A 23200-nucleotide genomic window follows, 5' to 3' on the forward strand; every position below is an offset into this window, starting at 1 on the left:
ATGAAACTGGTAAAATACTTTTTGCAGAAGAAAGCAGTCACCCTGTTACTGTTGGCATTGGTATTGGCAGGAGGTCTGCTTGCCTATGCTAAAATGGGCAAACTGGAAGATGCTCCCTTCACTATCAAGCAAGCGCTGGTACTGACTCCTTATCCGGGTGCATCTCCCTCGGAAGTACAAGCACAAGTCACCGATATATTGGAAGAATCTATCCAAGCACTCGGAGAGCTCTATTATCTGAAAACAGAAAATCGTGCAGGGCTATCCAAAATCACCGTTTATGTGAAGAAAGAAACCCGCGCCGACGAAATGCAGCAGCTTTGGGACAAACTACGCCGTAAAGTGAATGATGTACAAGGCAAGTTGCCTGCCGGAGCCGGACCGTCAGTAGTTAATGATGACTTCGGCGATGTGCTGGGAGTATTCTACGGTCTGACCGGCAAGGGCCATACATACCGCGAATTGGAAGACGAAGCCAAGCTCATCAAAAACGAACTGCTCAAAGTAAAAGACGTGGCCAAGGTAGAAATATATGGAGTCCGTACTCCTACCATCGACATATCCGTCAGCCCTTCCGTCATGGCACGCAGCGGCATCACAACAGCCGACATAGCCCATGCGTTCGACGCACAGAACACAGTGGTAGATGCTGGAGGAATAGATGTCGGAATCAACCGTATCCGCATAGAGTCTACAGGCAATTTCTATTCACTGGACGACATCCGCAACCTAACCATCGTATCGCGTAGCGGTGAGCATTTCCGCCTGGCAGACATAGCCCAGATTGAAGAGAGCTACCAAACACCCGCCACCAACCTGATGCGCATCAACGGGCAAGAAGCTGTAGGCATCGCCATCTCTACCGTCCCCACCGGCAATGTAGTGAATATGGCAGAAGCCGTAAAACAAAGAGTAGACGAACTGGCAGAAACCATGCCGCAAGGGTTCGAACTAATCTCTGTTTACGATCAAGGGTATGAGTCGGCAGTAGCCAACCAAGGCTTCATCCTGAACTTGATAATCTCTGTACTCACCGTGGTAGCCATCCTGCTCTTCTTTATCGGCTTCAAGAACGGACTGCTCATCGGCAGTGGTTTGGTATTCTCTATCTTTGCCACTCTCATTGTCATGCTTGCCACAAACATCGCATTACAACGAATGTCGTTGGCGGCCATCATTATAGCAATGGGAATGTTGGTAGACAATGCCATCGTGGTATCTGACTCCGTACTCGTAAACATGCAGCGCGGCATGCGCAAGCGCGTAGCTATCATGCGCGCATGTTCTTCCACCGCCTTACCTCTACTGGCAGCTACGGTTATCGCTATCCTCACATTCTTGCCTATCTATTATTCACCGCACATTACAGGAGAGCTACTGTCCTCGCTGGTAATCGTTATCGGCGTATCACTCATGTTCAGTTGGGTGTTTGCCTTGACACAAACGCCCTTCTTTATCCAGGAGTTTGTGCGTCGACCAAGGCCGGAAGAATTGTCTGCGGATTTATTCAAAGGAAAGTACTACAACCTTTTCCGCACCTCTCTGCACCGGGTCATCAGATACCGTTATATGACAATAGGCTGCATGGTATTGCTATTGGTACTCTCGGCATGGAGTTTTAGGTTTATACCGAAGGTCTTCGTTCCCTCCCTCGACAAACAATACTTTACACTGGATATATGGCTGCCCGAAGGAAGCAACATCAACGAAACCGATAAACTGGCAAACGAAATAGCCGGTTACATCGAACTACAAGATGAAACTGAAATGGTTTCTGCTTATATCGGCCGTACGCCGCCACGTTACTATTTAGCAAACGTATCATTCGGTCCGCAAAGTAACTATGCACAACTCATCGTGAAATGCCACACAGGCAAAGACTCCCGCCGACTGAATGCCTTGTTGCAAGACTCCATCAGGTTGAAGTTTCCTGAGCCGCTTATCAAAGTGAATAAGTTCGAGTTAAGTCCACTCACAGAAGCTGTTATCGAAGCCCGCTTCCTCGGTCCCGATCCGGCAGTATTGGATTCACTTACTGGCGAAGCCATTGAAATCATGCGCCGTAACCCCAAAGTAGCCGATGCACGCAATGAGTGGGGCAATATGTCGCTGATGCTCCGTCCTGTCTATGATCCCATTAAAGCGGGAGAACTCGGCATAACCAAAGCACAAATGATGCAGTCCGTAAAATCGATTAGTGACGGTACTCCGATAGGTATCTATCGGGATAACGAGAAGAAAGTGCCCGTCTTGCTGAAGTCCGAAGGCTATGATATCACAGACACGCACTCTTTGGGAAATTTCTACGTATGGAACGGCGAACGGTCGGCTCCGCTCTCACAAGTCACCAAGTGTATTGAAACTACTTGGGAGTTTCCGCAAATACGCACTTACAACCGCCAGTTATCTATGGCAGCTATGTGCGGTGTGCAGCCGGGACATACCATGGCAGAAGTGCACAGCGAAATCCGCAAAGAGATAGAAAACATTCAGCTGCCCGAAGGATATACCTTTTTCTGGGATTCCCAGTTCAAAGACCAGCGAGAAGCGATACAGGCCATCACCAAGTACTTCCCATTGGCATTCTTGATGCTGATAGTGATATTGGTGGCATTGTTCGGCAACTTCCGTCAACCGATAATCATTCTCTGCATACTTCCGCTATCACTTATCGGAGTTGCTATCGGCATGCTGCTTACCGGTTTCGATTTCGGATTCTTCCCTATTGCAGGTTGGTTGGGCTTGCTAGGCATGATCATAAAGAATGTAATTGTGCTGATTGATGAAATCAACGTACAACGGCAGAGTGGCACAGTACCTTACACCGCAGTAATCGAAGCCACTGTTTCCAGAACCCGCCCTGTATTGATGGCAGCCACTACTACCATTTTGGGTATGGTTCCGTTACTGTTCGATATTGCTTTCCGTGGCATGGCGGCTACTATTATCTTCGGACTGACATTTGCAACATTACTGACTTTGTTTGTAACCCCCACCCTCTACGTCTTATTCTATAAAGTAAAAACCAAATAAGCATGAAAACCTTATATTGCATATTCGCCTTTACATTGTGTGTTCCGTCCGCATTCTCTCAGCAAAGTTCGTTGCTGGAGAAATACAGGTCCATGGCTTTAGAGTATAACCATGACCTGCATGCGGCGGATAAGAACATCGCTTCCAGCATTGAGCTGGTAAAAGCTGCCCGAGCAGACCTGAAACCCAAACTGTCCGGTGATGCTAATTTTCAGTACACCGGAAATCCTCTAAAGCTGACTGCCATCCTGCCCCAGGCAGAAGCACCTCTGAACTTTGAGGGGCGGAACATGAAATATGGAACATCCTTGACTCTGTTGCAGCCTGTCTACACCGGAGGCAGTATCCTCGAAAACATCCGCATGGCAAAACACCAGCAGTCTCTGACCATCCACCAGGCCGACCTGCTATTATCATCCGTTTGTTACCAAACTGATATTCAATATTGGAACACCGTGGCTCGTGCCGAACTCATGCAAATAGCCACCGATTACCGTAACTCCATCGCTTCACTGACACAAACTATCCGCGAGCGTGTTGACGTAGGACTTGTCGACTCGCAAGACCTGCTTATGGCAGAAGTTAAATTGAACGAAGCAGAATACCAGTTGCTCCAAGCTCAAAGTAACTTCGACACCGGACGCATGGCACTCAATTCTCTGATTGGAGCAGACTTAAAAGCCGATACGCAGGTCGATGATACAATTCCTTCCGTAATTCTTCCCGATAGTTTGTTGCTATCCGACGGTGCCTCCCGCCCTGAACTGATGATAGCACAAGACCAGATAAAAATAGCCGAAACCAATTCCCGTCTGATCAACACCAAATATAAGCCACAACTATATATTGGTATAGACGGTAGTTACTCTTCTCCCGGCTATGACTTCCGCAGTGATCTCGACCCCAACTATGCCATATATGCCAAACTATCCGTACCCATTTTTGAATGGGGGAAACGGCGGAAAGAGAAACGTGCTTCTACCTGGAAGACGGGTATGGCCAACGACCATCTGAACAAAGTGACCGATGAGATAAACCTGGAAGTGCAGACAGCGCAAACATCCTTGATACAAGCCATCCGGCAAGTCAGTCTGACAAGCAATTCCCTGAAAAAGGCTTGCGAAAACGAGCAGAAGGCGCTTGAGCGCTACGTCGAAGGAAAGGTATCTGTTGTCGAAGTCATCGAAGCCCAGAATTATCGGCAGAATTCACAAATAAATCATGTACAAGCCAAAGCATCGGCACAAGGTTACTATTCAGCCCTAATTAAAGCCTTGCATAAGTATTAGATAAGAATTTATTAATAACTTTGCCCTCATGAAATGGAACAACCTGATATACATTCTGCTATTCTCCGGGATAGGTGCATTCTCCTACCTATTGTTGGTAAACTCTGCCGACCGGATTTCCATAGCTGATAAACTTTATTCCGGTGGAGCATTCATATTCTTTATACTGGCTTTCAATGTATTGGGATATTCCACTTTACGTATCAGCTCATGGATTAACACGCAATATACCGTCAACATACGTTCCCGATGGAAGATACCTACCATTTACATTACCGTGATGCTATTGTATCTTCTGCTGAATTATAGCCTGATGGCCTTTGCAAAAATATTGGCAGGAGCATCCCATCCCTTCACCATAGTCCAAAGCAGCGGCTGGCAGGTACTTATCGGCGTATGGCTTGTAGAATTAGTTATTTTAGGATTGCTGCTTGCCAACCGCTCCATGCTGAACGCCTTGAAACTACAGAAAAAGACAGCAAAGCTACAAGCAGAAAACGATACAGCCCGCTATACAGCGTTGCAAAACCAACTCAATCCGCATTTCCTGTTCAACAGCCTCAACACTCTGATTGCCGAGATTGAGTATAATCCGGAGAATGCCGTAAGTTTCACCAAACATTTATCCAGCGTTTACCGATATGTACTGCAAAGCCAACATAAAACATTAGTTACTCTAAACGAAGAGTTGGAATTTACCCGTTCATACCTTTTTCTGCACGAAGTACGTTTGGGTAACTGTCTAAACTGTAAATGCCACATTCCGGCTGATGACATGGAGTGCCAATTGCCACCGCTTACCCTACAACTGTTAGTCGAGAATGTCATTAAGCACAACTCTATCACCCAAAGCAAGCCAATGACCATCACCATACTAATAGAAAATGAGTATCTGGTAATAAGCAATCCCGTACATCCTAAGAAGGGTGTTTCTTCCTCCGGGGTCGGTTTGCAGAATCTTGCCAAACGTTGCATGCTGATGTCCGGCAAAAACATAATCATCGAGCCTCCGCTCGACAATCTATTTACCGTAAAAGTCCCGTTGCTATATGAATAAACAAAATGTAGTGATCATCGAAGATGAAGTGCCGGCTGCCCGCTTGCTGCATTCTATGGTTTCACGTATCCGACCGGAATGGACTATCACTGTTCTGCCGGGTAGTGTAGACGACTCTATTGCCTGGTTTGAGTCTCATCCGCATCCCGACCTTATTTTTTTGGATATACAATTAGCAGACGGTAATTCATTCGATTTCCTGTCTGCAGCACACCCCTCTTCCGCCATCATCTTCACTACCGCCTACGACCAATACGCAGTCCGTGCTTTTACAGTCAACAGTATCGACTACATCCTGAAACCTGTGGACGAACAGCGACTATCGGATGCCATTACAAAATATGAAGCGTTGCGAAGCAACCACCGCTCTATGCCGGATGACTATTTGAACACACTGCTCAATGCACTGCAACCCCGTGACAAGCAATATCGTACCCGCTTCCTTATTTCAGGAGTAGATAGCTTCTGGTCCCTCCAAGTGGGCGATATAGCTTATTTCTATTCAGAAAATAAGGTCACTTTTGCCGTTACCCGTATTGGTCAGGAACATATCATTAACCTCTCTCTGAGTAAGTTGATGGAACAACTCGACCCCGACCTTTTTTTCCGTGCCAATCGACAAGTCATCCTCTGCATCACCGCCATAGACCATGCCGAACCATATTTCAACGGTAAAATCACCGTCACTGTACGCCCGCCATATAAAAGCAAGATTACAATCAGTGAAGAAAAACTATCTGCGTTCAAACAATGGCTTAATTTCTAACTGATAGTGCATTCTACGTTTTTACTTGCGTAGAAACATAGAATGCACATCCTTATAATCAAAATTCATTATTCAGACAAGTCAGTTTCAGCGTCTTATTGAATTCCTCAGCAGGCAGTTGAGTCATAACCTGCACCTTCACATGGCCATTTGGCTGAATATCAAAGTAATTATCGCTATACACACTTTCGTTATCCGCAATGGATAAGAATACGGCACGGGCAAATCTATCAGCAGCAACCGTTACCTCGTATCCACCTTCGATGGGATGAACCTCGGTAGTCAAGTTGACCTTCGGATAGTTCATTTCCTTCTGCTTGCCCAGGTAATAGTTATTAGTGTATGTCTTACCGGATTTATCGGCATAGACTACACGAACATACACCTCGCTCTTTTTCGTATCTTTCAGTACTTCGGCCAGCGGAGCAGAGAAGCAGACACGGCTGTCATTGGCGGGAATGCTGACAGACTTATTCCAATCGTGCACCACCGTTCCGTCGAAGTGGCAGACTTGCAGTTGCAGTTTGCCGGAAGTCCCCTTCATACGGTCGGAAACTGCATACACCTTCAAATCATCTCCTTCCAATATAGGAGATATCAGGATGTCCTCAAAAGCCTTGCGGGCATAATAATGCTGTGCTTTCCACCGTCCGTAATAATCGCGGCTTGCCCAGGAGGCCACCGGCCAACAGTCATTGTGCTGCCAGAAGAGTGTTCCCATATTATACGGCATCTGGCGGCGGTGCGATTCGATAGCCGTCTTGATGGCATCGCCCTGCAATACATGGTTCATATAGAGGAACGACTGGAAATTGCGCGGCGTCTTATACTCATTGAGCAGATAAGTCTCAATCAGTCCGTTGGCATGCTCGCCACCACGCTGGTGAGACATCATGACTTCCGAACGGATATCCCAGTCTTCGGGATCGGGAGCATAGCGCTTCACCGATTCAAATTCCGGGAAAGACTGGAAGCCATATTCGCTGAAGAAGCGGGACTTCTCCTTGTCATAATCGGAAATGGGCACTTTACCATGCCAAACGTCCCAGTAATGGCGGTCGCCATCGGTAGTACCGGACATCTCGCCTTCGAAGGCAAACGGAGAAGAAGGCCAGTAGAATGTTTCGGGAGCATATTCTTTCACTACCTCGGGCAGGGTGACGTGGTACTGTTGCAGATACTGCGCCCAGATTTTGTCGGCGTATGCTTTGTTCTGCTTTTCTATTCCCGCTTTCCAGCCCCAGCCCAGCCAAGCATCGTGGCACTCGTTGTTGCCACACCACAAAGCGATGCAGGCATGGTTGCGCAGGCGTTTTACATTGTCAATGGCTTCCTGACGAATGTTCTCCAACAGTGCGCCTTCGGCGGGATACATGCTACAAGCAAACATAAAGTCTTGCCAGATCATAATGCCGTGCTCGTCGCATAAGTCATAGAAGAGATCGTTCTCATAAATACCTCCACCCCATATACGAAGCATATTCATATTGACATCGGATGCAGCAAGAATCGTCTTCTTATAGATTTCGGGAGTGACACGCGGCAAGAAGTTATCGCACGGAATGTAATTGGCGCCTTTGGCAAATACTGGGCGTCCGTTCAGCTCTATATAAAAGGTGTGTCCGTCCTTATCAGGTTGGTGGATGACTTTCAGGGAACGAATGCCTACTTTCTCGGTTTTTGAGTCCAGGAGTTCTTTATTGGCGGTAACGTCCGTACGGAAACGGTAAAGATGAGGTTCTCCCAGCCCGTTGCTCCACCAGAGTTTAGGCTTGTTGAGGGTGAAGTCTACGGTAATCTGGTTTATTCCTTTCTTCAGATCGGTCTGCTGCTTGCCAAGTACCTTGCCGGTAACCTCATCGGTGATGGTGACAATAGCACCGCTTATGTCCTTGTCGGCATTCAGTTCCACATGGCCGGCAATCACTGCTTTGCTTGCACTCACCTGTTTCTGTTCGATAAACACGTCATCGATGCGCGAATCACTCCAAGCACGGAGATATACGGGACGCCAGATGCCGGAAGTAACCAGGCGCGGTCCCCAGTCCCAACCATAATGATAGCCTGCCTTACGGGCAAATACACTGATCTTCTTATCGAGTAGTCCGCCATTCTCCGACTGGTCATTGGATGCCGGATAGTGGTAAGGCAGCGCATCCCATTTAGGTGCATCGATCTTCACCGGTGAGTGGAAATAGACTTTCAGCACATTGTCCCCTTCCTTTATATATTGCTTGACGGGAACAGACCAACGGCGGAACATATTGTCTGCTTTCAGTATGCATTCTTCATTCAGATAGACATCGGCATAGGTGTCGAGTCCTTCGAATACCAAATCCAGATTCTCCTTCTGCTTCATGTCGGCAGTCAGCGTGAAGTGGGTTTCATAAATCCAGTCTTCCTTGTCAATCCATTGCAACCCACGCTCATTCAGGCGGAAGAAAGGGTCTTCAATGATCTTATTTTGCAATAAGTCGGTGTGAACTACTCCCGGTACGGTGGCCGGATACCAATTCGTCAGTCGTGCCTGTTTGAATTTCCATCCTTCATGAAGATTCTTCACCAATGGAACCGAGGCAAGTAAAGTGCTGCCCGACAATAGCCCGACAGCAACAATAGCTGTTCTTAATTTCATAATTATGTGTCTCATAGTTACTCGTATTTTTGAAGTTTTACAAAGGCAAAGGTAGACAATAGCAGGCAGACTTTATGATATATTATTGCCAAAAGACGATACTAAAATGAAAAAGCTCAATGTAGAATGGACTAAGAATGCAAAACATATTCTTAATACTTTATTTGTAGGTCTATTTCTATATCCCTACATTTATGACACGAAATTAAAAATCATAGGAAGGTTATGGATACAATAAAAGAAATTAAGTTTGATGCTAACCGCATTTATATGAAAAAGATATGTATTGAAATATTGCTGCCACATCATAACCGTTGTTCCATTACTTGTATTTCATTCCAATAGAAGAAAGCCTCAGGATGAGTTTTCTTCAACTTATTGAGTTTTGTTGGTATGGGAAGTTGTAGAACTTGGGATGACAATTCACTCAGATTTTCAGGGCTGTAGTGACGGATTTCATTGAATCCTTTTACTAAAAGCTTAGTCAAGTAAGCCACTTTGGCAGCATTCACGATGGCAGAGTCAAGGGTATATTTCTCGCTGTGGATGAAGTTGCCGATACGGCTGATGCCATCTTGCAGAAGTTTGTATTCGTCTGGGTTATACAAACCTCTCACGCAGATGCAAAGGGCGGTCTGGTAGATGTCATCAAATACCTGCTGGATGTCATCAGGTTGTAGGTGACGGTATTGAAGTTCTGTCGCAGCGAATTTGCAGAAGGTCTCTCGTGTGACCGTCAGGTCGTCCGTGATGTCGAACAAAGATGCCACGTCAAAGAGTTGCTTGATGATTTCCATTGTGCATTTCTTTTCGCCTTTGAAGAACGGTATGCCTGTGGTGTGAGGAGCAAAGGCTGTCAACTTGTCGCCCAACAAATCTTCATGGCTCGGCAGATTAACCATGACGGGAGGCTCCTCTGTTATAAGCAACGGACTCTGTATTGGCAGAGATACAATCCGGGAATAATGCGTTTCCTCGAAAAGCACATCCAACAGAATCTTGTCTTGTCCGCCATTGCCGGGATAACTCACCTCGTAATAAAACTTGGCGTGTTGCTTCGGTACATCTGTGCGAGAGATGCGTTCCACAAGCTCCACTTTGCCAAAACCATATTCCTGCGCATATAGATTAAGATAGTTCTCAATCACAGTCCCAAGAGGACAAATAACGTCGATGTCTATTGACAGACGCTTGCTGGTGTTTAGGTGAAGCATGAGCGAGCTGCCGCCTTTGAACAGGAATGGACAACCGGAACGTGCCAATGCCTCAAGAAGCGAAAACGCACGGATGGTCTTTTCGACCAAGGCGATGTCATGGACGCCCAAATGCTGGGCTGCATCTGTTATCCATTCAATGGACCTACTCTTTGGATTTATCATATTCTATAGCGTCAACAATCTGTTCAACTTTTTCTTTACGGTTACGGCGAGAGGCATATCTCATCAATTTGCTCATATTGACATTGTTTCTCTCACGTGCGTATTCGTATATATTGTATATCTCAGAACCACCTGCAAACAGCAATTCGTAGTCACCAATGGCATCTACAAGAATCTTTTCTATGCGAGGCACGGTGTTGCCATCTACTTCGGTCAGTGGCGACTGCCCAATCAGCTGACGCACCACGATAGCATCCGTCCCTGTCAGATAACGCTCGCAGTCTTTGGCTGATGGCGCAAGGAGAATGTTCCGACTAAGGTTCATATTCTGCAAGGCATGGAAGACTGGTTCCATACCATCTTTTTCCACGTCTACAAACGTATAGCCAATGTTCGGCACATGGAGCATGAAAGAAGAAAGGACTCTAGGACTCCAGATGCACATATCGAGAAAGGGGAATAGTTTCCTCAGCTTCTGGAAAATGTTTTTTTCTATTTCAGAGGGCTCATAAACGAACTCTGGCAAGCTATTCTCGGCCAACAGATACTCGCCACGTCCTTTGCGAAGGAGTATGCCGGAGGCAATGAGACGGTTTATCTGCAAATCTACCGCTCTTTCCTTAATATCTGCCTGTTTACTGACAATATCACGGAGAAGATCTTTCCGCTGAAAAGTTCCTCTCTGCATAGCTGCATAGTTTAATATAGCTTCGGTTGTTGTCATACTTTTGAGATTGCTGCAAAACTACATCATTTCTGTCAAAATCCAAAGTATTTTGCCAACAAAGGAAGATTTAGTCTTGCTTTTAACAAAGACAGGTAATTTTAGACATAAGAACAAAAGAACATATTTTTTATGCAACTTAACTGACCTGTAAAAAAAGTCCCACAATACGTTGATATTGTAGGACTTGTCCTGTTTTACCTCTTTTGTCTTAGGAGTTTCTGCGGAGAGACGGGGATTCGAACCCCGGATACCCTTTAGGAGTATACACGCTTTCCAGGCGTGCCTCTTCAACCACTCGAGCATCTCTCCTCTTTCGGGGCGCAAAAGTAGGGGAAGTTTTCGGATTTACCAAATATTCGGGCAAATAAAATATAAAAGTTCTTACTGTCCGCTTACTTCCCTCCCCTACTCGCCCGAAACAAATGAACATTTACCCAGATTACAACAATATTCTATCATCACAAACGGCAAAGTGATAAGACCTATAGAAAATATTAAAAGACAGGCAGGCACACAAACCACCACCACTTTTGCCAATTTCCACAGAATGGGGGATGCCTTTTTTGCCAGTTGTTGAGTCATGGCTTGGAATTGTTCTTTATATAAATTACTCTTGAACACAACGTACCGGCAGTCCCCTACCTAGGGAAGTCGGAGTAGTGCTCGGACCACCTTTGTCAAACCTGAAAGACACAACACGCCCCCCCCAATCAGGTGAACTATACACCCAAGCATATCCTCTTTCTTTATAGTCTGTCAGCACGCCATCACTAGCGTTCATGTAGCCTGTAAAAGGAAAATATGTACCACTACCATCCTCTCCCAGGAATCGTCCATTTTCAAAATCAATAGAAGTATAAGAGAGAGAATAATCAGAACTACTCCCTAGTGTCCACCCTCTAGGGCATGGATTGTATTTAAGCATATCAAGGCTAGTCGGATCATCATTCCACAACGATAAGTTTCCGTCGCGATACCATATATCGGCTGCAGGAAATCCAGTTGGATGCATAATTGTCCATACTATAGGCTGCGCCCCCTGGTCTACGCTCGTCAAGCCACCAACCATCAACGGATCTTTACGTCCCCATTGATAGTACAAGCTATAATACTCCGTGTTAGTATTGGCATATGCACCAAGATTACGATCCATAAGACGAGCTCCATTACTTAGTACTATCGGAGTTGACAGTATTTTTCTGCTATCCCCTACCACCCAAATATGCCAACTCCAAAGAATAACATTACTGGATCTATTATATACTGCAATAAGAGCATTACCCTCTTTCCCACTTCCAACCTTAAATCGTACTCGATTTGTACCCGAATCATAAGTAAGATCTTTTATCAGGTCTGCACATTCACCCCCAAAATAATCATAACTCCACACAACTTTAGCTATATCACGTGTATAGCCACCGTTAACGGTCGTTCCCGGTTTATTTTGAGTACGTCCTTCATAAGCAGGAAACGAATACATCCGTTCCCTTGAATAATCTAGAGGTATTACCCAACAATTTCCACCTCCATAAGGATATTGTAGTCCATCACTCTCCTCCATATGAATATCTCTCAACGAGTACTTCACAGTACATGTATACGCAGTATTGGCTTTCAGTTTATTTGCAGTAGCAATCCAAAGCGACTTGTCAGATTTCGCCCCATTGGCAAACGTCGAAGCTACTTTAAGATACAAACCCACACTGCCATCCACTTGATTCAACAACATGAACCTCTTGGCATTACTCGTTATTTTCTGACCACTTATACTCTCAAACTTCAAATTATCAGCCGTACTTTCTACCACAGACGTGCTATAATTGTCAACAACATCATTTTCACTGAGAACCGTCCATTCTGCTTCCTTAGCTAGTGCTCCTCCATCATTAACAGTTATGGCAGCTTTTACATTGGTAAAATCAGAGCCAAACTCAGTCGCATCCAATGTCACTTCCAGCTGTGGAAACAAATGCCGGAAGCTGACAGACAAAGCAATATTCTCGCTGACCGTAAGCTGTTCGGAACGCCAATAAAGGAAGTCATCATCTACATTCACCGTAACTTTGTCTATATCGTCGCTTTCGTCCGGAGCTTCCGAAATGGCATCACTATTATTATACGAGTAAGCAACAAACTTATACTGTCCGCTGACCAAACTCAAACCTCCTCCTTGTAACTCCGACTTTCCACCTACTATTTTATAATCAGCATATCCACTATAAACCGTTCCTCCCTGATATGCCATTACACGATAGTAAGTATTTTCGGCCAAAGCGCTTCCTGTCCCGCGAGTCTGCGCCGTATTGCGAGGAGCAAACGTTGCCTCTATCTCGTAATCATCGTTCATAGGAACAGATACCGTAAAAGATTCCGCAGAAGAGCCGCGTGTTTCGGCCGACGTATCATCATAGTCCGAAATCCCACTCACGATGAACTGTATTTCTACAGGCTTACCTGTTTTAGGATCATTGGATTCATCATCTTGGCTACATCCGCCAAACATTAGCATACCAACAACCGCCAGAAGCAAATTAAAGCATAACTTTCTTTTCATACTATATTCCATTATTAATTATCCATGTACTATCCATCATTTATATAAAGAAAAACCGGTCGGCATTAAGAGAAAAAGTACGGAAGATAAAGAGAAAAATTCCTACCTTCCGAACGGTAGAAGCATTTCAATCATCCTACTTCCACTTCATTGTCTTTGAGTTTCTCTGTACTCCAGCCCGACACACTTGGACCGTTGTCATCATCCGGCACGACAGTAAAGCCTTTTTCGCCTACCATAACTTTCAATTTGTAATGATATCCCGCCTGCAAACTGTTATGAGTACTGGTAAACAGACTCTGAGGGATGGTTCCTTTATAGGAATTTTTCTTCTCTGTCCCATCTAAATAAAACGAAAACTCCTGTCCGCCATTCGGGATAAGCATCGGAATCAGCAGTAAATCAACTGTCGAATGCTCTGTGCCTGCCGTTACGTCCGGACTGTCCCATATATAAGAGCCAGTGTCTGTAACAGAATAGGAGTCGGCGAACAAACAGTACTTTCCTGCCTTATATACCCCGTTGAGCATGAAAGAGCACACCACACCTTTCTCTTTATAAGTATCTTGCTTAGCAAATCGGAAACTGATACGCGCATAAAGGTGAGACAACACCGGCGTCGGGCGAGAATTCGTTTCCGATGCTGTAAACGTACCTCCACACAGATCATGAGCTTGGTTATAGGGAGCAATTTGCAGACTCAAACTGATGTCATCGGAAGTTTTTTCAAAAGTATCATCCGACGACGAATATGGATAATATGTGCACAATTGTGAAACCTCCTTGGATAATAGAATCCCCTCCTGTGTAGTGGTCCACGCTGTTTCTCCATATACATAGGGCACATTCAATTTTTCCTCCCCGCCAGAGATGCGGAAAACCCCTATGGTTCCCTCTTTCAGAATGACCAAGTCACCACCGGCACGAGTATCAACGTCGGACGAATACGTACCGACAGACATACTGCGAATGGCAAGTGGAGTCGTTCCGCCAATTCCACTCCGCTCTTCGTCGGCCGAACATCCGGACAGAGATCCGCAAGTAACTCCTGCCAGCATTGCATATAACAAATATCTTAGTTTCATATCCATTGTTTTTCTGTTTTACTTACTATCAGTCTAGAGTTCTACAGACTGATTATCAATAATATCATCCCTGTCATCACCTCTGTCAATTACAGTCACACCCTCATCATCCGGTCGGGTATTCACACCCGGATGAACGGGAATTTCCGTTTCATTTCCATTATTGGCTTGTCTCCAATCGTAAACAAGCACCCCGTCAGGAGAAAGGTAAACTCCGTTGCTTTGAGTCACCCGGAAGGTTACACTCAGGTTATTTATCTTAATACGCACACTTCTGGAAGCCGGTCCATAGCCCTTTGCTGTAAACGTGATATAACCGATGTCTGTCGCATTTTCGGGAAGTTCCACGCTAAACACGTCCTGCCACTCATTTTCGTTCTCGAACACCCAGTCCGCTACAGCTACATTGCTCTTCACCGCTACTTTCTGAGAACTGCCAAGAAAATAGCCCAACGAAACGTCTTTGGTAGAGCACTGAAAATTGTCCTGCCCGTTGTAATCTGTACTGCCAAGTGCATGATCCCAATGCTCCACATTCACACTGATATTGAAAGGTTTATTCTCAAAAGCCTCACCGGGTGTGTCGTATCCGGGGCCGTACACACTTGTGATATTGAAAATATAGCGGCTATTGCGCATAATGTCCATCAACGTTGCATCCGTTTTGCCATCTTCCAGGAAGTCGATGCGATAGTAAGTCTCACTACCCTTATAGTTTCCCCCCACTACAATACAGCAACGCTCCTGCATTGCTTTATTGCTCTTATCAGCAGTATGGTTTTTCACTTCTGCCAGATAAATCTCGTGATCGGTCTGTTTTTCGTTGGCAACCGGATATTCTACATAGTTCGGTGTATATGGAGCTGCATCGTCCGGAATGCTAATCGTACCATATCCACCTACAGGAGCCACATAGCCCTTATCCAAACTATTATATAGTCTTACACTTGTCAGTTTGAACTCATCCAGTCCCTCAGCCTCCGGCTGGTCGTCATCAGAGGCTGTATTATCCGCATTATTCTTTTTGAATTTCACTCCGACATCCACTCTTGCCACCGCCCGATAAACGGAGATTGCTCCGAAATCCGTTGCACTATTAATGATTTCTGGGGTACTTTTTCCCCACATAGGAAGGGAAGTTCCGCTGGCATTCGGATAACCGGCATCACCACCATGCATAGCAACAAAAGTATATTGTTGCAGAATCTCTTCCTTTGTCATCGCCCCTGAGGGAGTAAAATCGGAAGTATTTGCCAGCAGTACAAGGTAGTATCGTTCCTCCTTGCTACTTTTCCTCAAGCGCACATAGATTGTCCCGTCCAAGCCTCCAACTTCCGCTTTATACTGAAACACGTCAATAGCATTGAACACCAATACCTGAAGATTAGTGATGGCCGATTCATCGTCCGGCAACAGTGCACGCGTCCCTGCCTCTTTATTACCGGGCACATTAATACGCAGGCTGATATACACATCCTCCTCTGCAGGCGATGTCCGCATGCTTTCATCCACGTCGCATGACAGGATGAGCAGTAGACAGGCTCCCATGCACAATGCCCATCGCGAGACGGCAAAAGTCGTTTTAAAAATCCGATTCAGTATCATTTCGCTATTATTTATATATTATTGTTTCCGCCCGTCCCCCGATGGTACGATGCCGGCCCTCTTGCGAGTACCCGGAGCGGAAATTCTTTGAATGAAAGGCGGGAGGGAAACTTTCACCGCCTTTCATCAGATTAAATCAAGGTTTATTGGCCTAGACCCTCAATAATCATACCCTTGCCTACCCATTTGTACACGTTAATCTTACATTGCATAAATGTAGTAGCCTCTTCAATCGGTTGCTCCTGGTTCGTATCACCTCCCAAGTCTACGTTCACATCGTCGTTTTCACCAATGCGGGCAACGCTATTGACGCTTACATGGTAAGACACGTTACGCATTACAGAATAGTACATAGGATGTGCTTTTGCATAACCATCAGTAAATACATTGATGCGATAGAAGCATTCCAGACCGACATTAGCACCGTCTGTAACAGTATTATACACGCCGATAGTAAGCGGAGTCAGATTAAAGCTGTTATCTACTGAAGCCTCATCTTCGCCTACTTTAACACTCCATCTCTTCATAGTGATGGTATAGTGTCCTGCTTTAGTGTCACCATTTACCATGACCGGAGTAAGGTATGCATATACGGTAGATTGAGTCACAGGAATTGCCACGGCATTATTATAAGCAGCTTCATTGGCACAGAATACTACATCATTTGCCGTAATATCATCTTCTGCCGTATATTTCTCAGCAACTCTACGAGCTACCAATGCTTTGATATAGCCAACAATAGTCGCATCACTTAAATCTGTAGAAGTAAGATCAAGTCCGGGCTCTTTAGTGAATGAAGAGAATGCTACATTATATTCATAAGAGAAAATAGTATTTTCACCATTCTTCAAAGTGCTACTCGCAGCATATGTAAAGTCTTTGCTCGTTGCATCATATCCATCAACAATATACTCGTTGTCTGTAGGAACATATACACCTTTCACCAATACATAAGTAGTGTTTCCTACCTTTGCCTTATTTTGTTCATGAGTATTTTCGGACATATAGATAGTAGTATTCAGTGCTTTATACTCATCGTCCATATCAAACCACTTTTCATTCCAAGAAGAAGCACCACCAACTTCAGGAAGAGAGTACCAAGGAGTAGGATATACCTCGTTGGCATCTATCGGTTGCAGAAAATAGTAAGTATCCTGACTCAAGTTGTTCACTTTATACTGTACATTCGAAAGAGCGGCCAAGGTGTTGGCGTTATCATCCTTTACATCCAAAGATATGATAGAGCCACTTCCTCCTAACTTCAAATCCAGTTTGGCAGCATTTCTATTTACATACATAGTAACAACATTATTCGCTTCTTGCACACTGGGGTCACTACTACTCATACCGGCTGTAACTTTCTCTTTACTGATACCGGCATGAAGAGTAACTTCGGTAGTTCCCGTCATCATCATAGCGTCCGAAGTCATCAAACCACCATCAACCAAACCGTCTGCTGCGGAATAAGTGGACATGCTCTGCACACTTTTCAAGAATTCAGCTATTGTAGTCTGCTTGACAGTAACCGAAGGATTTCCACACTTATTCAGGATTACACAAAAAGTCTTGGTTCCTGAAGTCACTTCCACCGGAGTGCCGGGAGCAAGTTTAGAAGCATCGTAATCAGGATCGGTATTATCTCCCAACTCTGATTCACCATATGCCTTCATCATTTCCAACGTGCCATTCTCATCAAAGATATACAAATCCAACGACTTTACTGCCAATTCAAGAGCCTCGTCAGTATCCTCCGTACCATTCTCTCCAATTCCGGCCGCACGTGTATTCACAGCTTCACCGATTGAGAAATTCAGCATAGCCCACGTCTTTTGACCGGCTACTACACCACTGTCCACACCCGGAGCATTTTCCGTAATGTCATCATTACTACAAGATGTCATAGCTAAAGAAGCTACGAATAACATCCCCAAAAGATTGTTTAACCTCATGTCTTTTCAAAATTTAATTGTTAATAAATAAAAGTTATCTCTATAATATTTCACTGGTTTTATAACTCACTTCCTATGTCTTTCACCACCCATCCATTGATGATGATGCCTTGAACCATCCAAGTGTCAGCATGGGAGTGGTCGGAGCCCGTACAACAGAAATCTATGTCCACATTAAAATGGTCTTCCCTGTCTATATGCTCCTGTGTATCATAATGCCCGGTCAGGCGGATCAATTCAACAAGACCACGGGTGTAGCGACGCGTAACTCTGCCATCAGGTAATACCTCGCCGATTGTAATCTTTGCAGTACTACCCTCCGCCATCAGCCTTCCAATACGGAAATCGGCACGTACCGAAGCATAATCTATCGGGCTTTCTTCTTCCGAAGGAAGCAATTGCGGCATATATGTAAGGAAGCGTTCGCGTTGCAATTTGCCGGCAAAGTCATATTCTCCGTTCTTTATTTCCAGATAAGGACGTACGCTCTCTTCATGTCCCTTATCGGTACAATAAACACCATCATGGTCTTTCCAGCGGATGCGGATATGCACATTATTCGTCACCTGCATCAGGTCAATGGAGTCGTGCACCGTTTTTCCATTCACTACCCGTACTTTCTCCTCTTGTGTTTTACCGAAAAATAAGGTTTCGGGCATATCTGCTACCACGTATGCATTTTCGCTTGTTGTAGGATTAGCCGCAAGTTTCATGCGTGCTTCTTCCAGCGTAGTGATACCCGGAAGAAAAGCCTCGGGCTGCCATGCCGTACCACCGTTGCTCCATGACAAGATGGTATAATCTCCACCCGGCAAGGTTAAGAGGTGATGATATCCGTTAGTAAAAGCCGGTTTCTCCGCTACGTCCCGGCGATAAAACAACCCGTCTTTATCAAAGACATAAAGTTCGGCACGGTTTACCTCTTGGCCAAAGTTGTCCACATTGCCCTTGTTGTGCCAATAGTAAGTCATGGCAATATCCACATTACCCTCTTGCGGACAATCGTCGTTGTCCTCGTGTATGCAACTACTTAAACTTGCTCCTCCGGCCAGCAACAGAATACTAAGAATATATTTTGCTTGTATTTTCATAATTACCTTCCTCATTATCTGTTTTCCAATTCTACATAATCTTTCCTCCACAAGTGGCACACAAATGGAAATGAATGTTCCTGCGCAAGCGCCCCATCTATCAGTACACGATGCAAAAAGATATCTGCTTCAGGAAATACTTCTTCCGTCAAAGTAGCTTTCACTTCCGGCATAAAGACTTGTAAGTTGACTGCTGATTGTTCATAGGCTGCCCACTTGTTTTCTGCCGGCAACAGAAACAAATGGATAAAATCCGTATTGACCGATTCCAACTGCAATATTTGTTCTAGACGTGGATTCATACACCTTCGCTTTATTAATTCATAAGTTTTCTACTTCTCTCTTTCTACATAAGAAAGAGATAGGTAAAATAATAAAGGATTATAAATCTGTTTTTCAGCTAGTTATAAAGAGAATAATAGGAAAATAGTATTGCTATACAAAGAAAAGAAAGGAGGTCAAGGTAAAAGAAGAGAAAAAAAAGAAACCAGAAAATTTGTTGTTTTCCGTAAAAGAGCTATCTTTGCCACATGTTTTAATGAAGATGTCCCTTTCTTATGTAGAAAGGGATATTTTTTATTTTTAGGGGGTACTTTCTGTTTTTCCCTGATAGGAATCTTCTCCGGAGGGGATTCAGTTATCGGGCGCAGCATCTGATCGAACATATCATTCACTTCCTTATCTACCCTATTCATGGAGATACGCGAAATATAGATTTGGGTAGTGCGGATCGAAGCATGGCCTAAACATTGGCTGATCAGTTCTATTGATTTTCCGGATTCCAGCATCAGAGTGGCGAAAGTATGCCGCATCACATACGTACTAAGCCGAAGGCTCAGTCCTGCCATTCTTCCTATCTTGTGGGCATGACGGTTCACACGGTGCAAAGAAGACTGTTCAGAGATAGCACTGTCTTTTTTCTTTCGCCTGTTTTTGCTCCCATGCAAGAAAGGGAAAACATATATGCAATCTTCTTTCCGATAATGTTCGATGATCTTTTGAGCCTCAGAAGGTATCTTTGTATCAATAGGTATCTCAGTCTTGCTACGCAGATAGTGGATATGGTTATCAGCATCCACCATCTCCCACGTGAGATTGAAGACATCCTGAAACACCATACCACGCATAAAAAGCATAAAAAGAAGAATGTCCAGGCTTTCATGCAAATGCATCGAAAGCCTTTCGCGGAACTCCGGGTCGAGCAACTTATCAACCTCTTCTTTAGTCAAGGCACGTTTAGAAGATTGCTTGCCGGCAAAAGAAACTTCCCTGAATGGGCTAGGCTTTGCGGACGGTTTTATTTTAAGCAACTTGCAAGTGCCATTGTACATGGCACGTACATTGCGGAAATAAAAGTCCGAAGTTTGCAGTTTGTTGGGATGCTGTGCTTTAAGCCAACCGACGAAACAAGATACCCATTTTTCATTGATCTCTTGCAAGGTCAAGGTCTCGGACTTCTCCGGCTGATACGCTTGCAATTTATGCACCGTACTCCGATAGTTGGCTGCCGTACGCAGATAGCCGTCCTTTTCTTTCTGCGCAATCAGCTTTCTAAAGCTTTCCAACAATAATACACTGCATCCCAATTCTGTTTTTGTCTTTTTCTTCATGTTTCCTCCTATTAAATTCCAAATTTATTTTTCAGGGTGCTGATACTAAAAACACAAAGGGAGACACTCAGGTTTGTATCATTATATGTTTTTTATATTTCAGCCATCAGAAGTATACGATTCCTTAAAATCAGAGAGGCTCTTTGTCATTTTGACATTTTACATACCGATCAAATGTACAAAAAATGATCACAAGAATGAGAGATATGTTCTATTTTTGACGGGATAACAAGTATTTTACTTTCTCTTTGAAAATACAGCCTTCCTTTTTTTTGCTACCTTTGCGAACAAACAGTGCCAAAAAGACGATGCATACAATCCTCATTATCGAAGACGAACAGAGAGTTGCCAGCCTGCTGAAGACAGGTTTGGAAGAAAACGGCTACCAGACAATGGTGGCCTATGACGGTGCAATGGGACTGCGATTGTTCCAGTCGTACACGTTCGACCTGGTTATATCCGACATCATCCTACCGAAAATGGATGGGTTTGAACTGGCCAAAGAGATACGCAAAACAAGCCCCAACATCCCTATCCTGATGCTCACCGCACTGGGTTCTACCGACGACAAGCTCGACGGTTTCGATGCCGGAGCAGACGACTATATGGTAAAGCCCTTCGACTTCAGGGAACTCAACGCCAGAATAAAAGTGCTGCTGAAAAGAAACATCGAGTCTCCCCTCTCCACCCCCGACCACATCGCCTATGCCGATTTATACATCGACCTCAACGGGAAGAATGTCACCCGAAACGGCATTCCCATCAAACTATCCCCCAAAGAATACAATCTGCTGCTCTATATGGCAGAAAATCCCGAACGAGTCATCAGCCGTATAGAAATAGCCGAGAAAGTATGGAATACCCACTTCGACACCGGAACCAACTTCATAGATGTATACATCAACTACCTGCGAAAGAAGATAGACAGGGATTTTGAAACCAAACTGATCCATACCAAACCGGGAATGGGCTTTATACTGACCGACAAGCTATGAAAATAAGAACCGCCCTTACCCTGAAGTATACCGCCATCATAGCAACCGTATTCCTGTTGTTCATGGTCACCATCTACTACGTCAGCGAGCACACCCGCAGCAACACCTTCTTCTACAACCTGAAAAGCGAAGCCGTGACCAAGGCGCATCTGTTCCTTAACAATAAGGTAGATGCCGAAATCATGCAATCCATCTACCTGAACAACAAGAACTTTATCAATGAGGTGGAAGTAGCCATCTACACGCCCGACTTCGAAATGCTGTATCACGATGCAATAGAGAACGACATCGTGAAAGAAGACCGGGCAATGATAGACCGCATCATGCAACAAAGGGAGATAGAGTTTCAGGAAAACGACTACCAAAGCATAGGCATGGTCTATACATTCAAAGGAAAAGAATACGTAGTGACGGCCGCGGCATACGACGGATATGGGTATGCCAATCTCGAGAATCTGAAACACACCCTGTTCATACTGTTTGCCGCAGGGCTGTCGGTGCTGTTCATCGTGGGCTACCTGCTTGCGCGGATTTCGTTGAACCCCATCCGCACCATTGCCAAAGAGGCCGAAAGCATCACAGCCTCCCAAATGGCCAGACGCCTGCCCGTGAAAAGCCGGGACGAACTGGGCGAACTCAGCATTGCCTTCAACGCCCTGCTGGACCGGTTGGAAACTTCCTTCAACTCGCAGAAGATGTTCATCAGCAACGTGTCTCACGAACTGCGTACGCCCCTGGCAGCACTGACGGCCGAGCTGGACCTTGCCCTGCTCAAAGAGCGCACCCCGCAACAGTATCAGACGGCCATCGGCAATGCCCTGCAGGACGTACACCGTATCATAAAGCTGACAGACGGCCTGCTGAACCTTGCCAAAGCCGATTATCAACCCGAGCAGATAAAGATAGAAGAGACCCGCCTCGACGAACTGTTGCTGGATGCCAGGGAACTGATACTGAAAGCACACCCCGACTACCATGTAGAGCTTATCTTCGGCCAGGAAGCGGAGAGCGACAACGTATTGACCGTAGCCGGAAACATCTATCTGCTGACAACGGCGTTCGTCAACCTGATAGAGAATAACTGCAAGTACTCTGCCAACAAGACTTCGTTTATCCAGATTTCATATTGGGAAGAATGGTCCATCATCCGCTTCTCGGACAATGGCATCGGCATATCCGATAAAGATAAAGACAAGTTGTTCACCCTGTTCTATCGGGGCGAGAACAAAGACATAGCCCCCGGACATGGGATAGGAATGGCGCTGACGCAGAAAATAATAAACCTGCATAAAGGGGAAATCACGGTGCTGTCGCAGCAGAACGAAGGGACTACGTTTATGATAAAGCTGCCGCATCTGTAGACGTTATATCGAACTGACGTTAAATAAGAAGGCTGAATCTTTTCGATAGATTCAGCCTTCTGTC

The 23200-nt window shown here is 45.1% G+C and carries 16 protein-coding genes and 1 tRNA gene; 6 read left to right on the forward strand and 11 right to left on the reverse strand.

Translation table 11 applies throughout. The features are described 5' to 3' along the window. The 4 genes from AAE250_RS05865 to AAE250_RS05880 are packed head-to-tail and all read left to right on the forward strand — an operon-like array spanning nt 1 to nt 6145. On the forward strand, nt 1-3033 hold the full coding sequence (locus AAE250_RS05865; protein ID WP_294602850.1) for an efflux RND transporter permease subunit: 3033 nt from the start codon (nt 1-3) through the stop codon (nt 3031-3033). 2 nt (nt 3034-3035) lie between these two features. Further along, nucleotides 3036-4322: a TolC family protein gene (locus AAE250_RS05870; protein WP_294602848.1), complete on the forward strand. Its 1287-nt coding sequence runs from the start codon at nt 3036-3038 to the stop codon at nt 4320-4322. A 28-nt stretch (nt 4323-4350) separates the two neighbouring features. Beyond that, the gene (locus tag AAE250_RS05875; protein ID WP_294602846.1) at nt 4351-5379 is read left to right on the forward strand and encodes a sensor histidine kinase; all 1029 of its coding nucleotides are present in this window, start codon (nt 4351-4353) and stop codon (nt 5377-5379) included. Beyond that, nucleotides 5372-6145, forward strand: a complete 774-nt coding sequence (locus AAE250_RS05880) for a LytR/AlgR family response regulator transcription factor (RefSeq protein WP_294602843.1) — start codon at nt 5372-5374, stop codon at nt 6143-6145. Before AAE250_RS05875 ends, AAE250_RS05880 begins: the two co-directional genes overlap by 8 nt. Nucleotides 6146-6203: 58 nt before the next feature. Here the strand turns inward: AAE250_RS05880 and AAE250_RS05885 are convergent, their stop codons facing one another. The 11 genes from AAE250_RS05885 to AAE250_RS05935 form a co-directional block, all read right to left on the reverse strand. Next, nucleotides 6204-8795 carry a beta-mannosidase gene (locus AAE250_RS05885; protein ID WP_294602840.1) on the reverse strand — a complete coding sequence of 864 codons (2592 nt, stop codon included), beginning with the start codon at nt 8793-8795 and terminating at the stop codon, nt 6204-6206. A gap of 290 nt (nt 8796-9085) precedes the next feature. Then, nucleotides 9086-10159, reverse strand: a complete 1074-nt coding sequence (locus AAE250_RS05890; protein WP_294602838.1) for a nucleotidyl transferase AbiEii/AbiGii toxin family protein — start codon at nt 10157-10159, stop codon at nt 9086-9088. Then, a complete protein-coding gene (locus AAE250_RS05895; RefSeq protein WP_294602835.1) occupies nt 10140-10883 on the reverse strand; it encodes a DUF6577 family protein in 744 nt (247 codons plus the stop codon). The genes AAE250_RS05890 and AAE250_RS05895 overlap by 20 nt, the downstream gene beginning before the upstream one ends. A gap of 224 nt (nt 10884-11107) precedes the next feature. Then, nucleotides 11108-11195 (reverse strand) — tRNA-Ser (locus AAE250_RS05900). Nucleotides 11196-11493: 298 nt separating this feature from the next. Next, the gene (locus tag AAE250_RS05905) at nt 11494-13440 is read right to left on the reverse strand and encodes a fimbrillin family protein (RefSeq protein WP_294602832.1); all 1947 of its coding nucleotides are present in this window, start codon (nt 13438-13440) and stop codon (nt 11494-11496) included. A gap of 131 nt (nt 13441-13571) precedes the next feature. Beyond that, nucleotides 13572-14525: a fimbrillin family protein gene (locus AAE250_RS05910; RefSeq protein WP_294602829.1), complete on the reverse strand. Its 954-nt coding sequence runs from the start codon at nt 14523-14525 to the stop codon at nt 13572-13574. Between the two features lie 33 nt (nt 14526-14558). Further along, nucleotides 14559-16130, reverse strand: coding sequence for a hypothetical protein (locus tag AAE250_RS05915; RefSeq protein ID WP_294602826.1), 1572 nt, complete (start codon nt 16128-16130; stop codon nt 14559-14561). Nucleotides 16131-16273: 143 nt separating this feature from the next. After that, nucleotides 16274-18079 (reverse strand): Mfa1 family fimbria major subunit, encoded by a 1806-nt coding sequence (locus tag AAE250_RS05920; RefSeq protein ID WP_294602824.1) that lies wholly within the window; start codon nt 18077-18079, stop codon nt 16274-16276. 59 nt (nt 18080-18138) lie between these two features. Then, on the reverse strand, nt 18139-19170 hold the full coding sequence (locus AAE250_RS05925) for a FimB/Mfa2 family fimbrial subunit (protein ID WP_294602820.1): 1032 nt from the start codon (nt 19168-19170) through the stop codon (nt 18139-18141). A gap of 14 nt (nt 19171-19184) precedes the next feature. Next, complete coding sequence (locus AAE250_RS05930) at nt 19185-19472, reverse strand: hypothetical protein (protein ID WP_294602818.1); 288 nt, start codon at nt 19470-19472, stop codon at nt 19185-19187. Between the two features lie 156 nt (nt 19473-19628). After that, nucleotides 19629-20780 (reverse strand): tyrosine-type recombinase/integrase, encoded by a 1152-nt coding sequence (locus AAE250_RS05935; RefSeq protein ID WP_294602814.1) that lies wholly within the window; start codon nt 20778-20780, stop codon nt 19629-19631. A gap of 308 nt (nt 20781-21088) precedes the next feature. Here AAE250_RS05935 and AAE250_RS05940 point away from each other — a divergent pair, with 308 nt between their 5' ends. Both AAE250_RS05940 and AAE250_RS05945 read left to right on the forward strand, forming a co-directional pair. Then, on the forward strand, nt 21089-21775 hold the full coding sequence (locus tag AAE250_RS05940) for a response regulator transcription factor (protein ID WP_294602811.1): 687 nt from the start codon (nt 21089-21091) through the stop codon (nt 21773-21775). Beyond that, nucleotides 21772-23136 (forward strand): sensor histidine kinase, encoded by a 1365-nt coding sequence (locus AAE250_RS05945; protein WP_294602808.1) that lies wholly within the window; start codon nt 21772-21774, stop codon nt 23134-23136. Before AAE250_RS05940 ends, AAE250_RS05945 begins: the two co-directional genes overlap by 4 nt. The last annotated feature ends 64 nt before the right edge of the window (nt 23137-23200 follow it).

The sequence above is a fragment of the Bacteroides sp. GD17 genome (genome assembly GCF_038448625.1).
Lineage (GTDB): Bacteria > Bacteroidota > Bacteroidia > Bacteroidales > Bacteroidaceae > Bacteroides.

Excerpts from the sequence above, each read along its gene's own strand:
- AAE250_RS05865 (WP_294602850.1), top strand. The coding sequence starts at position 1 with ATGAAACTGGTAAAATACTTTTTGCAGAAGAAAGCAGTCACCCTGTTA.
- AAE250_RS05870 (WP_294602848.1), top strand. The coding sequence starts at position 3,036 with ATGAAAACCTTATATTGCATATTCGCCTTTACATTGTGTGTTCCGTCC.
- AAE250_RS05875 (WP_294602846.1), top strand. The coding sequence starts at position 4,351 with ATGAAATGGAACAACCTGATATACATTCTGCTATTCTCCGGGATAGGT.
- AAE250_RS05880 (WP_294602843.1), top strand. The coding sequence starts at position 5,372 with ATGAATAAACAAAATGTAGTGATCATCGAAGATGAAGTGCCGGCTGCC.
- AAE250_RS05885 (WP_294602840.1), bottom strand. The coding sequence starts at position 8,795 with ATGAGACACATAATTATGAAATTAAGAACAGCTATTGTTGCTGTCGGG.
- AAE250_RS05890 (WP_294602838.1), bottom strand. The coding sequence starts at position 10,159 with ATGATAAATCCAAAGAGTAGGTCCATTGAATGGATAACAGATGCAGCC.
- AAE250_RS05895 (WP_294602835.1), bottom strand. The coding sequence starts at position 10,883 with ATGACAACAACCGAAGCTATATTAAACTATGCAGCTATGCAGAGAGGA.
- AAE250_RS05905 (WP_294602832.1), bottom strand. The coding sequence starts at position 13,440 with ATGAAAAGAAAGTTATGCTTTAATTTGCTTCTGGCGGTTGTTGGTATG.
- AAE250_RS05910 (WP_294602829.1), bottom strand. The coding sequence starts at position 14,525 with ATGAAACTAAGATATTTGTTATATGCAATGCTGGCAGGAGTTACTTGC.
- AAE250_RS05915 (WP_294602826.1), bottom strand. The coding sequence starts at position 16,130 with ATGATACTGAATCGGATTTTTAAAACGACTTTTGCCGTCTCGCGATGG.
- AAE250_RS05920 (WP_294602824.1), bottom strand. The coding sequence starts at position 18,079 with ATGAGGTTAAACAATCTTTTGGGGATGTTATTCGTAGCTTCTTTAGCT.
- AAE250_RS05925 (WP_294602820.1), bottom strand. The coding sequence starts at position 19,170 with ATGAAAATACAAGCAAAATATATTCTTAGTATTCTGTTGCTGGCCGGA.
- AAE250_RS05930 (WP_294602818.1), bottom strand. The coding sequence starts at position 19,472 with ATGAATCCACGTCTAGAACAAATATTGCAGTTGGAATCGGTCAATACG.
- AAE250_RS05935 (WP_294602814.1), bottom strand. The coding sequence starts at position 20,780 with ATGAAGAAAAAGACAAAAACAGAATTGGGATGCAGTGTATTATTGTTG.
- AAE250_RS05940 (WP_294602811.1), top strand. The coding sequence starts at position 21,089 with ATGCATACAATCCTCATTATCGAAGACGAACAGAGAGTTGCCAGCCTG.
- AAE250_RS05945 (WP_294602808.1), top strand. The coding sequence starts at position 21,772 with ATGAAAATAAGAACCGCCCTTACCCTGAAGTATACCGCCATCATAGCA.